We start from the raw sequence: 13570 nt of genomic DNA, 5'->3' as shown, positions 1-13570 counted from the left end.
ATGAATAAACTGAAAAAAGAATATCTGTTCTTCAAGCAACAGGCACCTAACATGCAGACACTGTTGATGACCAATATGCTTTATGCATTGGTCTTACCGGTAGTCGAGATTTTTGTCGGTGCATATATCATGAGGAACACCAGCGATCCGGTAATGGTTGCTTTCTATCAACTGGCAATGTATATCGGTATTGTTGTAACTTCTCTGGTCAACGGTTTTCTATTGAAGAAATATAGTATAAAGACACTTTATTCCGTCGGTATCCTTGTCAGCGGTATCTCCATGTTCGGGATGATGGCCATTCGTTCGCTTGGATTTATAGAGCTGGGACTGGCTGGATTTTTTATGGGAGCAGCTTCCGGATTTTTCTGGACTAACCGCTATTTGCTAGCCCTTTATAATACCAATGATGATAACCGGAATTATTTCTTCGGACTAGAGTCATTCTTTTTCTCTATAACATCTATCGGTGTCCCGTTAATCATCGGGGCTTTTATCAGCCAGATCGGCGGAAAAGAAATTCTGGGCTTTTTATTTGATGTCAATGCATCCTACCGGGTAGTGACGATCGTAGTGGTTTTCATTACCATTTTGGCCTGTATGATACTATGGAAAGGAAAATTTGAGAAGCCGAAAGAAACAAATTTCCTTTATTTCCGTTTTAATATTCTTTGGAGAAAGATGCTTTGGTTGGCGGCACTGAAAGGAATGGTACAAGGTTTTCTGGTTACGGCACCTGCCATCCTTGTTCTGAAGCTGGTTGGGAATGAAGGCGCGTTGGGATTAATTCAAGGAGTCAGCGGTGCATTGACGGCTATATTGGTCTATGTATTGGGACGTATAGCCCGTCCGCAGGACCGTCTGAAGATCTTTGTAGGGGGATTACTCATTTTCGTTGTCGGGACATTATGCAACGGTATACTTTTTTCTGCAATGGGAGTCATATTGTTCGTACTCTGTAAAGTTATATTCCAGCCTCTGTTTGACCTGGCTTACTTTCCGATTATGATGAAGACTATCGATGCTGTGGCTAAAATTGAAAACCGCAATGAATATGCTTATATTTTGAGCCATGAATTCGGACTATTCTTCGGAAGAGCCTTCGGATTGTTATTGTTTATTTTCCTGGCTTATTGCGTCTCCCAGGATTTTGCATTGAAATATGCACTGATAATCGTTGCCGGATTGCAATTATTGGCGTATCCGTTAGCTAAAAATATAACTAATCAAACTAATGCTGTTGAACATGAAAGTAATGAATAAAAGTGTCTGGACACTGATTTGCTGTTGTTTCCTGGCTTCTTGTTCTGAAAAAGAAGAGGCTTTCGGAGAGAAGGTTGTACAAACTCCTATCGGCAGGGTAGAGGTTATGCCTGACATGCCGGAGAGTTATCAAATGTTGGACTGGAAGGAAAAAGCAAAAAGTTATGACCAATTTATTTTTGATTGGGATAATAAGAGTGCGGTCGGTCCTCTGATCTGGCTGGATGATAGTCGTAGGAATATCGACCAGACGACATTCGGCTTGTATACCGCCATAAAAGATATCCGTCAGGGAAAAAATGCGAATAACGGGGAGTTCCATGAAAGCCTGAATTCTCTGGCTGCGATCTTGGGTGCCGGCCTGGTTGGCATCGACAAAACCAATCAGGGAGGATATAATTATGTAAAAATGGTACAGAATTATTTCAACTCGGATAATGGCTGGAATATAATTATGAATAATACGAACCCATCTGTCGCCTTATTAGGTGGAGGATATGGTCGCGACTGGTGGTATGATATTCTTCCCAATGCACTTTATTATGCGGTATGTGATGTTTTTCCGGGAGTAGAGGGGGCAGAAGATATACAAAGGAGCATTGCCGAACAATTTGTCAAGGCTGACTCTGTCTTAAATGGCAACTATGACTATTCCTATTTTGATTATGCACAGATGAAAGGAATGGTAAATAATATCCCGTTACAACAGGATGCGGCCGGTGGCCATGCCTATGTATTGTTGTGTGCTTATCATAAATTTGGAGATCCACGTTATTTGAAGCATTGTAAAAGTGCTGTTGAAGCGTTGTTATCTCAGAAAGAGAGCCGTTTTTACGAGGCTCTTTTACCTCTGGGGGCTTATACGGCTGCCTGCTTGAATGCAACCGAAGGAACGAATTATGATGTACACCGATTACTGGATTGGGTGTTTGACGGTTGCCAAAGCCCGACCGGCAGGACCGGCTGGGGGATCATAGTCGGAAAATGGGGTGATTATGATGTCAGCGGTTTGCAAGGCAGTATAACCGACAGAGGCGGGTATGCCTTCTTTATGAATAGTATCAAACCGGCATGGCCTTTTATCCCGATGGTGAAATACCAGCCTCAGTTTGCAAAGGCCATAGGTAAATGGATGTTGAATAATGCCAGTGCCTGTCGCTTGTTCTATCCGGGCAATATCGATGAAAAGCACCAGTGGGCACCTGAGTTGAAGGATATAACGAACAATAATGTATCCTATGAAGGGTTGCGTAAAGAGGATGATTACGGGAAAGAAGAATTAAAAGGTGTGAGCCCAGTTGCGATCGGCGATGGCCCTAAATGGATCGAAGGTAATCCGACGGAGAGCATGTTCAGTGTGTACAGTTCTTCCCCTGTCGGTATACTTGGAGCTATTGTCAATACGACGAATGTAGAAGGTATTCTGCAATTGGATTGTAATGCAACCGATTTCTATATAGAAAAGCCTTATCCGGTCTATCTTTATTATAATCCTTATGGAGAGTCTAAATCCATTCATTATACGTCTTCGCAAGCATGTGATTTATTTGATATTGTAGCAAAAGAATACGTAGCGAAAAACATAAAGACAACAGGCTCTTTTGACATTCCGGGCAAAGAGGCCAGGATTATCGTGGAGTTGCCGGTGGGAACAACATTGAGTTTAACAGATGGTAAGATTATTGCCAATAAACAAAATATCATTTCATATAATTAATCTAACTAATTTATTATGAGCAAACATTTATTATTAGCTTTTATTCTTTTGCTAAGCCTGGATGCTTTTGCACAAACTTTGTGTGTCCAGGAAAATAAGGCATGGGTGTTAGGCGAATTCAAACGTCCCCCAAATGTGAATCCTGTTATTTCACCTAAAACAGATACCGAATTTTTCTGTCCTATGCGTCAAGAAAGGGTAAAGTGGGAAGAAAGTGATACATTTAATCCTGCAGCAGTCGTTAAGGACGGCAAGATTGTGGTACTGTATCGCGCTGAAGATAATTCAGCACAAGGGATTGGAAGTCGTACTTCCCGTATAGGTTATGCCGAAAGCGCCGATGGTATTATTATGACTCGCCGTATGGAACCTGTACTTTTCCCTGCCGAAGATGCAAACAAAGTACTCGAATGGCCAGGAGGATGTGAGGATCCACGCGTTGCTATGACTGAAGATGGATTGTATGTAATGCTCTATACTGCCTGGAATCGCAACAAAGCCCGACTAGCCGTGGCCATCTCACGTGATTTGATTAATTGGAAGAAGCATGGCTTGGCATTTGGTAGAGCTTATGATGGGCGATTCAAGAATTTGAGTTGTAAATCAGCATCCCTAGTGACCCGTATAAAAGATGATAAGCTTGTCATAGAGAAGGTTCAAGGCAAGTATTTTATGTATTGGGGAGAGAGTGCAGTATTTGCCGCCGTGTCTGATAATCTCATTGACTGGACTCCGGTTTTAGATGAAAATAACGAACTAAAAGTGTTGGCAACTCCCCGAAATGGATATTTCGACAGTCTTTTAACTGAATGTGGTCCTCCTGCTTTAATGACTGATGATGGCATAGTCTTGATTTACAATGGAAAAAACGGACAACATGATGGTAATGGGGATTCTGAATATCCCGCTGGAGCTTATTGTGCCGGACAATTTCTGTTCGACAAGAACGACCCTTGTAAAGTACTCGATCGCTTGGATAAGCCATTCTTTTATCCCGAAGCCCCTTTCGAAAAAAGAGGTCAGTACGTAGATGGAACCGTATTCCTCGAAGGGCTTTCTTATCTCAACGGAAAACTATATTTATACTATGGGTGTGCAGATTCGCAATTAGCTGTTGCGATATGCGACTATAATTTTTAACAATTAATCTATATTAAACATGAAACAACGTTTGAAAACCACTCTGGCGATGTTGATTTGTTTTGTCTGCTGGACAGGAATACTTCCAGCATATGGAGCAGATGTCAGAGAGACAGATCGGGTACCACCTGAAATTAGAGTAAATACGGTAAATTCGATAGTCCTGCTGATCGGATACAATCGATTATTGAATAACCAACAGGAATAAAGTTAACTAATTCTATTTTTTAATAATTAAACCAGTTTAAGTCATGATTAACAGACGAATCATATTTTTAATAATGGTACTTTTTGGATGCATAGGTCTTTGGGCACAGCAAACCAAAACAGTTTCGGGTATTGTATCCGATGCAAGTACCGGCGAAACTTTAATTGGAGCTTCGGTAGTTGAAACCGGAACAAACAATGGGATAACAACAGACTTAGATGGCAAATTCAATTTGCAAATTACAGGTAAACAAATTACAGTATCCTATGTAGGTTACCAGATGCAGACAGTGAATATTCCATCATCAGGAGTAGTAAATGTAAGACTACAATCTGATTTGCTATTGGATGAGATTGTAGTTGTGGGTTATGGTACACAACGTAAAAGTGACCTTACAGGGTCAGTTTCATCCATAACTGAAAAAGATATTAAAAATTATGCAGTTTCCAATGTCTCAGAACTACTTACCGGTAAGGCCTCGGGTGTCTTTGCTGCTGCTCCGTCAGGACAGCCCGGTTCGGAAACGGTTATTCGTATCCGTGGATTTGGTACGGTAAACGATAACAATCCGTTATATGTTGTGGACGGACAGTTTATGGATAATATCCGCAGTATAAATCCTTCAGATATTGAACGTATCGAAGTCTTGAAAGATGCATCTGCTACAGCTATTTATGGATCTCGTGGTTCCAATGGGGTGATTCTTGTTACTACAAAAGGCGGAATTGAAGGGAAAACAATTGTCACTTTGGATGCTTACATAGGAGTCAAAAGCAGCTATAAAGCTCTTGATGTGATGAATAGTGATAATTACTACAATTTTATCATGGAAGCCTATAAGAATGATGCGAACTTTCAAGCATCCATGAAAGATAAATTTACGAATCAGTATAAAAAAGGATATAATACTAATTGGTGGGATGAAGTGACACGCAATGCGTTCAACCAAAATTATAATCTTAGTATTCGTAAAGGAACAGATAAATCACGTTCTGCATTAAGTTTAGGTTATCTCAATGATCAAGGTCCATTAATAACAACGGAGTTCAAAAGAATATCTTTGCGTTTTAATCAAGAATATGATCTTACTAATTATATAACTGTAGGATCAAATTTAGGTTTGTCAAGTATTCGTTCGAAAGATGCTGGAGCAGTACCCAATTTTAGTTTTATTCAAGGGGCTGATCCTTTCACTCCTGTGATAAATCCATTAGTGGATCCTTCTTCTGAAAATTATGAATATAATAAATATGCTCCTACTGAATGGGGATTCAATCCTAATCCAGTTGCAATGCTTGAACTTCCGGAAAGACATGAGGATTTCTTTAATGTTTTCGGGAATGTATTTGCTTCTTTGAAACTAATGAAAGGACTGACTTATCGTGTTCAATATAGTTTTGAAAAAAATAACTCTCAGTTTAAAGATTTCAGACCATTATATTCATCTGTTTTTTCAGAAGACAATCTTGCTAACCGGGAAGATAAATATAGTACTGAAACTAAACTGAATCGTAATAATCAGGAAGTATTCAACTATATTATTGAACAGAGGCTGAATTATAATAGAGAGATTAATAAGCACCGTTTTGATATTATGGCAGCTATGACTTATGAAAAGCAATCGCTAGAGACTATGCGAGGTTATAAAACAAATGCATTAGGTAATGAGGATATTTATCAAATACTAGATGCCCAAACAAAAGGTGATCAAACAGGTGGTGGTAAACAAACATCAGCCATGTTGTCTTATTTGGGACGTGTGAATTATACTTATGCCGATAAATATTTAGCGACAGTAAGTTTCCGTGCTGACGGTTCATCTCGTTTTGCTAAAGCAAACCGTTGGGGATATTTTCCTTCTTTTTCATTAGGTTGGAGAATTTCCAATGAAGAATTTTTTCAAACATTAAATGTAGAAAACTGGTTATCTAATCTCAAATTACGTGTCGGTTGGGGACAGAATGGTAATCAACGTATTGACCGTGATGCTCCTTTCACTCTCGTTGGGACGAGTACTGCTAATCAATGGTATTTTGGAAATACTTTTTCACAAGGATACGTTCCTCAATATACTGGTAACTCAGATGTAAAATGGGAAACCAGTCAACAAACTAATGTAGGATTAGATATGACATTGTTTAATAACTCATTGGATTTGTCGATGGACTTCTATGTAAAAGAAACTAAAGATATGCTTCTTGCTATGCCTATACCTTCTTTTGGTGCATTCCCGACCAGTCCATTTTTCAATGCCGGTGATCTTAAGAATAGAGGTTTTGAGCTATCTGCTAATTACAGAAATACCATTGGTCGTGACTTTAATTACAGTATCGGAGCAAATATATCTACTTATAAAACAGAAGTTACCGGACTTGTTTCTGAGTATTTAAGTGGAGATGTAAGTCGTACTTATGTAGGTGGTCCCATTGGACGTTTTTGGGGATACAAACAAATTGGTATTTTTCAGAATCAGTCAGAGATTGATCAATATGTAGATAAAAATGGAACTAAAATACAACCTAATGCGCAACCTGGTGATTTTAAATTTGCTAAATTGACAGAGGAAGGTGAATTGAATGATGACGACCGAACATTTATTGGTGATCCGAATCCAGATTTAATTTTAGGTTTGAATTTAGGTTTTGAATATAAAAATTTTGATTTTTCAATGGCTTTCCAGGGGATGATTGGAAATGATGTCTGGAATACAACTAAGGGAAGTTTTGCTGTTGCAGGAATGCAAAATGCACTTACCGAGGCATATACGAAAGCATGGAGAAAAGAAGGAGACAATGCTGTTTATCCGCGAATGACAAACTCGGATACAAATGATAACTTCCGTGCGTCTTCTTTTTATGTTGAAAATGGATCTTTTGTTCGTTTGCAAAATGTACAGTTAGGGTATACCCTTCCTTCTTCATTGGTGCAAAAAACAAAACTATTTAATAGTTGTAGATTCTATGTATCTGGTCAGAATTTATTCACAATAACTGGATACTCTGGTCTTGATCCGGAAATCGGAGCAAGTAGCCCGCTGAATATGGGAGTGGATAATACACGTTATCCTACTTCACGTACGGTTATTTTTGGTTGTAATTTACAATTTTAAGAGAATAGTATTATGAAAAATAGTATATTGATAATAGTTTTGGCCTTTTTTTGTATGGGCTTTTACAGTTGTTCGCTGGATGAACCCAGTTATGGAAAAACAACAACTGAGAATTTTTATGGAAAAGAAAGCGACATTAATTATGCACTTACAGGAGCTTATCTACAATTAAGAAATACCTATAACGAGTTTGCTTTAAATTTCTATTTCATAGGTGATTGTACTACGGATGATGCCTTGAAGGGAGGAAGTAGTGATGGCGATCGTCGCGAGGTTCTTGACCTTTCCTATTTTACTGTTTATACCACCAACGCTGAAGTGAGCCGTCGTTGGGAAATACTTTATCGTCTCATTAACCGTTGTAACGAGGTTATTTATTATGCGCCTGATGCAGTAGGAGATAAAGATATGTTAACACGGTATGTCAATGAAGCAAAAGCCCTGCGTGCTTTTGGGTATTATTTTCTGGTTAGCTCTTTTGGTGATGTTCCTCTGCTCACAGAACCAAAAACTCCAAGCGAAATTTTGACAATTCCCCGCTCAAGTGCTGATGACGTTTATAAACTTATTGAAGAAGATTTGACAGCAGCGATGAGTTTGCCTGCAAAAGGTGAATACGATGAAAATAATGCTTATCGTTTAACTCGTGGTTTTGCGAAAGTGATGTTAGCAAAGGCCTATATGTTCAGAGGTGATTTTGTAAATGCAGAAAAGTATCTTAAAGAGGTGGTTGAAGTAGATGGTGATTATAGTTTGTTGCCTGATTATGGTTTGAACTGGACTCAAAGTTATGAAAATAGTAGTGAGTCTGTATTTGAACTCCCGAATAAAATGTATGATAGGAATATATTGACCGGGACGAATGTACCTCACTTTTTTACAAGTAGAAGAGTTGCTGGTTATCAAGGATATGGTTTCCATATACCTACCAAGAACTTATACGATGAATTTGATGCGGACGATCCACGTATTACTTATGTCTTTACACAAACGGGTGACCGTTATGTGGGAGATACTGAAGATCAGGATAATGGCGAATCAATTACTGGTTTTCATGACTATAAATCGACTGTACCTCGTATAGAGAAAGAAGGTTACGATATTTGGATGATTCCATATAACATTCGTTTGATTCGTTATTCAGATGTGTTGCTAATGTATGCAGAAGCATTGAATGAAAATGGAAAATCGGTTCAGGCTCTTAAGCCTCTGAATGCTGTAAGAAGTCGTGCTCGTGCTACAAATCCGGTGGATCCTCGTAGAACAAAACAGGCTTATACTCCAGTTGTTACAGCTAATACACTTCCCGATATTACGACGACAGATCCTGCGCAGTTACGTCAAATAATTTGGAAAGAACGCCGTTGTGAGTTGGCTATGGAAGGTTGGAGAAGAGATGATCTGTTGCGACAAAAACGTTTTGGTGAGGTGATGAAAGCATATGCCCAGAAATATGATACGTCCAAAGGGGCAAATTTCAACGATGGCAGAGATTATTTGTTACCTATTCCACAAGGGGAAATTGATAAATCGAATAATGTTCTAACTCAGAATCCTAATTATTAATAAATCTCCCTTAAGGGCTGTTCATGAACAGTCCTTAAGGGAAAATTTTACTATTAAAGCCTAATCATAATGCTGCGAAATATTATTTTACTATTATCATTGTTCTGGATATTCAGTTCTAGTATATATGCACGGATAACGTTACCTCCCATACTTGGGGACAATATGTTGCTTCAGCAAAATAGCGATGTAAAGTTATGGGGTAAATCAGATAAATCGAAGGTAACAGTAACTACTAGTTGGGATGGTAAAACCTACCAGACAAAAACCGATGATCAGGGAAATTGGTTGGTGAAGGTTACAACTCCAACTGCGGGAGGTGATTATTTCATTACTCTTACGGATGGAGAAGCCATTACCATAAATAATATATTGATTGGTGATGTGTGGTATTGTTCCGGTCAGTCTAATATGGAAATGCAATTAAAAGGAATGACTGCTAGCCAGCCTATTGTTGGCTCTAATGATGCCATCGCTACTGCGGCCAAATTGAAAAAAATGAGAATCTTTACAGTAGCATTTGGTTCGGAGGGTGAAGGTGCAGATAAGCCATACGCTGGTAAATGGGAAATTGTAGACTCTGCTACTGCTGCTGATTTCAGTGCCATAGGATATTTTTTCGGACGAACTTTAAGTGATGTTTTGGATATACCTATAGGAATGATATGTTCTGCTAAAGGTGGAACAAGAATTGAACAATGGTCTAGCAAAATTGATCTTGATACATTCACTGCGAATGAACGTCACAGTACTACCAGTGGTAATTCCGCTTTATATAATCAGTTAGTTAAACCTATTTCTCAATATGGTATTAAAGGATTTCTTTGGTATCAGGGTGAATCAAATTGGGATTCTAATCCGAAGTCTTATGGGCCGGTATTTGAGAAAATGATTGCCCGCTGGAGAAGTGATTGGGGACAAGGCGAATTACCTTTTTATTTTGTGGAAGTTGCTCCTATGGAACATTTAGCTTCGGTTGATTTACGCATGGAACAATATAAAGTAGCAAAAAAAGTTCCTTTTGTAGCAATGGCTTCTACAATTGATGTGGGTGAGCCGCACTGCATTCATCCCTGTCAGAAAGAGGTAGTGGCTAAAAGATTAGCATATATCGCTTTAGCTAAAACATATGGAATGTCGGGAATAAGGGCTGATAATCCTTCTTTTAAGGAATGTAGAATCACTGGTAATGGTAAGATATGGATTGAATTTGATCATGCCGAATATGGTTTTTATCCCCGTAACAATATTGAAGGGTTCGAAATAGCGGAAGCTGATGGAGTTTTCAGACCGGTGAAAGCATATCCGGTATATGTACGAGAATTAGATAAGAATTTCATCCAGATCGATATTACTGAAATAACAAATCCGAAATATGTGAGATATTGTTATCAGCCTTGGGTGAAAGGTTCATTATATAATACTTTTGGTTTACCAGTATTGGCTTTCAGTGAAGAAATTCCTAATAAATAAATTCAACTGTTTATGAATCATATTTTTAAAACTATAATTCCGTGTTTATGCCTTTTTATGCTTGCATTGCCTTCTCTTGCTCAGACCCATACGGCATTTAAAAAGGGTGATCGTTGGTGTGCCATAGGTAACAGTATTACTCATCGGGGTAAATATTTGGAAATGGTATACCTTTATTATATAACTCGTTATCCTACACAGCAGTTTCTTCTATTTAATTGTGGTGCAGGGGGAGACACAGCCACAGGGACTCTTACCCGTCGTATGGATGGGGATATTCTGGTACATCAGCCTACAATATCTACTATTATGCTGGGAATAAATGACATTTGGTGGGAGAAGAGCGGGCTTTTTTCAAAGGAAAATTATAGCCGTGATCTGGAAGGAATTGTGGATAGACTGGAAAAGAGTGGAAGTAAGGTTATCCTAATTACCCCTTCTCCTTATGATTCTTCAGTAAAAAGTACGGAACCTGTAGATCCTAAAAGACTTGGATTAGAACGGTTAGTGAATGAAGTAATTAACTTAGGAAAAAAACGGAATATACCTGTTGTTGATTTTTATAATCCTATGCACCGGATTACTTTAGAACAGCAAGCTATTGATTCCACATTTACTTTATTGACGCGTGATCGGATTCATACAACACCCTTGGCTGACTTTCTTATGGGATATATTTTTATTAAGTCTACAAATGCTACTCCTTTTGTCTCAAAATTAAGATTTAATGTAAAACATTCTTCTATTAGTGAACAAATAAACTGTTTGGTTAGTGATTTGGCATTTAAGGAAGAATCAATTAAATTTTCATTATTGGAGAATGCGTTGCCTTATCCTAAAACTGCAATGCCGGATAAAGCCTCTCTTTTTATGGATTTTGATAATGAACTAAATCAGGAAATACTTCAAATAGAAGGATTAACACCTGGTAAATATGAACTTCTCATAAATGATATGATGATTGGAAGTTTTTCCGATTCTGATTTTTCACAAGGTGTAAATTTGGCCACAATAGCTCATACGCCTCAGAATAAACAGGCGACCTTACTTGCTGAAATCATAGCAGAATATACTTCCATAGTAGAGAACATTCGTTATATTGCAATGATAGAATATGGAGAACTTAAAAGAAGATATGATATAGATGATATAACTACTCCCAAAGCTCATATAATGAAACTATTTAAAGACAATGTAGAAAATTTTGATAAGTATCTTACTTTAAAAGAAAAAGAAAGTTTTTGGGTGGAAAGGGCTGATGAATTAAATAAGAAGCTTTGGGGAAATAATAATCCACAGCCTAATTCTTATGTAATAAAGAAGGTGAAATAATACTTTATTTATGTACTAATACTTTATTTTTTAATCTAAATGTAGCAATTATGAAAAAGATCGTATTGATTTTATTGGCCGGGATCTTGTCGGCCGGCACATCCGTTCAAAGTCAGGTGAAGCAAAAAGAGATTCGTCTTGTACAGTATATGCCGAATATGCCTTTCCCTTATAAGATGAAAAACTGGAAAGATATTGCCACACAGCAGGATAAGTTATTTTATGATTTCAATGCTAAAGGGCAAAACCTTCCTCTTATCTGGTGGGATGACTCACAGGTCAATTTCCCTTTCCGGACATTCGGGCTTCCCAGTTATGTGGATAAAAGGCGTTTGGGAGGAAACACCTATGAATCGTTGCCGACAATGGGTTCCCTGATTAGCGCGAGTTTGCTCAAGATAGATAAAAGTAACTATCAGGGAGAAGATTATGTGACAATGATACGTCAGTTCTTTAATAAGAAGAACGGGACAAACCTTATTCTAAACGGATTGAACAGGAAGGCCGGCGAAAGTTTCTGGTATGAGATATGGCCTGCAATGGCTTATTCCATGCTGGTCGATTTATATCCGGCAAAAGAAGAAATGCAGGAGCCGATGAAAATAACTGTGGATAACTGGCTCGAAGCAATCGATGATTTAAGACAGGGGAGAGAATACCCCGATTTTAACTTTACGGCATTTGACTTTAAGAACCGTAAAGGGTATCATAATAATGTATGGCGTGAACCCGATGCAGCAGCCGGGCTTGCATGGCTGCAATATATTTCCTGGATAAAATACGGTGATCGGAAGTATTTGGATGCGGCTCGTCGATGCATGGCTTTTTTACAGAACCGTCAGGAAGCGGAAGGTACCTTTTATGAGATCATGATGCCTTATGGTGCATACCTGGCTGTCAGAATGAATGCAGAACTGGGTACTCATTATGATGAGTTGAAAATGTTGAACTGGTGTTTTGACGGAAACAATTCTGATCGGGATGGGTGGGGAGTAATGTGTGAACGTTGGAATAAATATGATGTGCATGGACTGGTAGGACAAAAGAAAGAAGAACAGTATGCCTTTGCCATGAATACTTTCTCACAGGCAGCAGCACTCGTCCCCATTGTCAAATATAATCCGGCTTATTCTGCCACAATCGGTAAATGGGTCTTGAACCTGGCTAATGCATGCCGTTTGTTTTATTCGGATGAACACCCTCGTAACCGTCAGTCGAGTTCTATCTGGCAGGGAGACCCTCAGCATGTAATATGTTATGAAGGTTTGAGGAAGGATCTGGAACATGGTAATCATTTCGAACCTTTTCAGGGGCTATTGGCTGAAGAAGGTCCTTATGCGATAGGCGACCAGGTAAAAACAATGTCGTCTGCGACAGACATCTGCCTGTATGGTTCGGCATGGGTAGGAATGCTGGCGGCTATTGTCGACACGACCGATGTGGAAGGTATTCTTCAATTGGATTGTAATGCCACCGATTTCTATTCCGACAGGAAATATCCGACCTATTTAATCTTCAATCCTTATTTTGAAGACAAGACCGTTACTTTGAACCTGGATGTCGAAGCACCTGTCGACCTGTATGATCTGGTGTCGAAGCAGTATCTCCGGAAAAATTGCCAGGGAAAAGTGCCCATTCGCTTACAGGCCGATCAAGCGGCAACGATTGTTTGCCTCCCTTCTTCGGCTGTCAGGACAAAGAAAAAAGGAAAGTTGATGATCGGTCAGGATGTGATCGACTATTCTCTGTAACATATTTAGCC

At 38.8% G+C, this 13570-nt stretch carries 8 protein-coding genes; all 8 read left to right on the top strand.

Features of this window, described 5'->3' with window-relative positions:
• Positions 1-1263 carry an MFS transporter gene (locus DXD68_RS20645; RefSeq protein ID WP_122363382.1) on the top strand — a complete coding sequence of 421 codons (1263 nt, stop codon included), beginning with the start codon at positions 1-3 and terminating at the stop codon, positions 1261-1263.
• Positions 1247-2980: a hypothetical protein gene (locus DXD68_RS20640; RefSeq protein ID WP_122363440.1), complete on the top strand. Its 1734-nt coding sequence runs from the start codon at positions 1247-1249 to the stop codon at positions 2978-2980. Before DXD68_RS20645 ends, DXD68_RS20640 begins: the two co-directional genes overlap by 17 nt.
• Positions 2981-2995: 15 nt before the next feature.
• A complete protein-coding gene (locus tag DXD68_RS20635) occupies positions 2996-4120 on the top strand; it encodes a glycoside hydrolase family 130 protein (protein WP_122363381.1) in 1125 nt (374 codons plus the stop codon).
• Between the two features lie 251 nt (positions 4121-4371).
• Positions 4372-7437 (top strand): SusC/RagA family TonB-linked outer membrane protein, encoded by a 3066-nt coding sequence (locus DXD68_RS20630; RefSeq protein ID WP_233577258.1) that lies wholly within the window; start codon positions 4372-4374, stop codon positions 7435-7437.
• 12 nt (positions 7438-7449) lie between these two features.
• Positions 7450-9003 (top strand): RagB/SusD family nutrient uptake outer membrane protein, encoded by a 1554-nt coding sequence (locus DXD68_RS20625; RefSeq protein WP_122363380.1) that lies wholly within the window; start codon positions 7450-7452, stop codon positions 9001-9003.
• A 69-nt stretch (positions 9004-9072) separates the two neighbouring features.
• Entirely contained in the window at positions 9073-10476 is a 1404-nt protein-coding gene (locus tag DXD68_RS20620; protein ID WP_122363379.1) for a sialate O-acetylesterase, read from the top strand.
• A 12-nt stretch (positions 10477-10488) separates the two neighbouring features.
• Entirely contained in the window at positions 10489-11808 is a 1320-nt protein-coding gene (locus DXD68_RS20615; RefSeq protein WP_122363378.1) for an SGNH/GDSL hydrolase family protein, read from the top strand.
• Between the two features lie 50 nt (positions 11809-11858).
• Positions 11859-13559, top strand: coding sequence for a hypothetical protein (locus DXD68_RS20610; protein WP_122363377.1), 1701 nt, complete (start codon positions 11859-11861; stop codon positions 13557-13559).
• Positions 13560-13570: the final 11 nt, after the last annotated feature.

This window comes from Parabacteroides sp. TM07-1AC (genome assembly GCF_003480915.1).
GTDB classification, from domain to species: domain Bacteria; phylum Bacteroidota; class Bacteroidia; order Bacteroidales; family Tannerellaceae; genus Parabacteroides; species Parabacteroides chongii.
Note: the sequence above shows the minus strand (reverse complement) of the source record. Positions and strands in the feature narration are given on the sequence as shown.

What these genes read in the sequence shown, in the direction of transcription:
- DXD68_RS20625 (WP_122363380.1), top strand. Translation starts at nt 7,450, where the DNA reads ATGAAAAATAGTATATTGATAATAGTTTTGGCCTTTTTTTGTATGGGC.
- DXD68_RS20635 (WP_122363381.1), top strand. Translation starts at nt 2,996, where the DNA reads ATGAGCAAACATTTATTATTAGCTTTTATTCTTTTGCTAAGCCTGGAT.
- DXD68_RS20620 (WP_122363379.1), top strand. Translation starts at nt 9,073, where the DNA reads ATGCTGCGAAATATTATTTTACTATTATCATTGTTCTGGATATTCAGT.
- DXD68_RS20610 (WP_122363377.1), top strand. Translation starts at nt 11,859, where the DNA reads ATGAAAAAGATCGTATTGATTTTATTGGCCGGGATCTTGTCGGCCGGC.
- DXD68_RS20615 (WP_122363378.1), top strand. Translation starts at nt 10,489, where the DNA reads ATGAATCATATTTTTAAAACTATAATTCCGTGTTTATGCCTTTTTATG.
- DXD68_RS20640 (WP_122363440.1), top strand. Translation starts at nt 1,247, where the DNA reads ATGAAAGTAATGAATAAAAGTGTCTGGACACTGATTTGCTGTTGTTTC.
- DXD68_RS20645 (WP_122363382.1), top strand. Translation starts at nt 1, where the DNA reads ATGAATAAACTGAAAAAAGAATATCTGTTCTTCAAGCAACAGGCACCT.
- DXD68_RS20630 (WP_233577258.1), top strand. Translation starts at nt 4,372, where the DNA reads ATGATTAACAGACGAATCATATTTTTAATAATGGTACTTTTTGGATGC.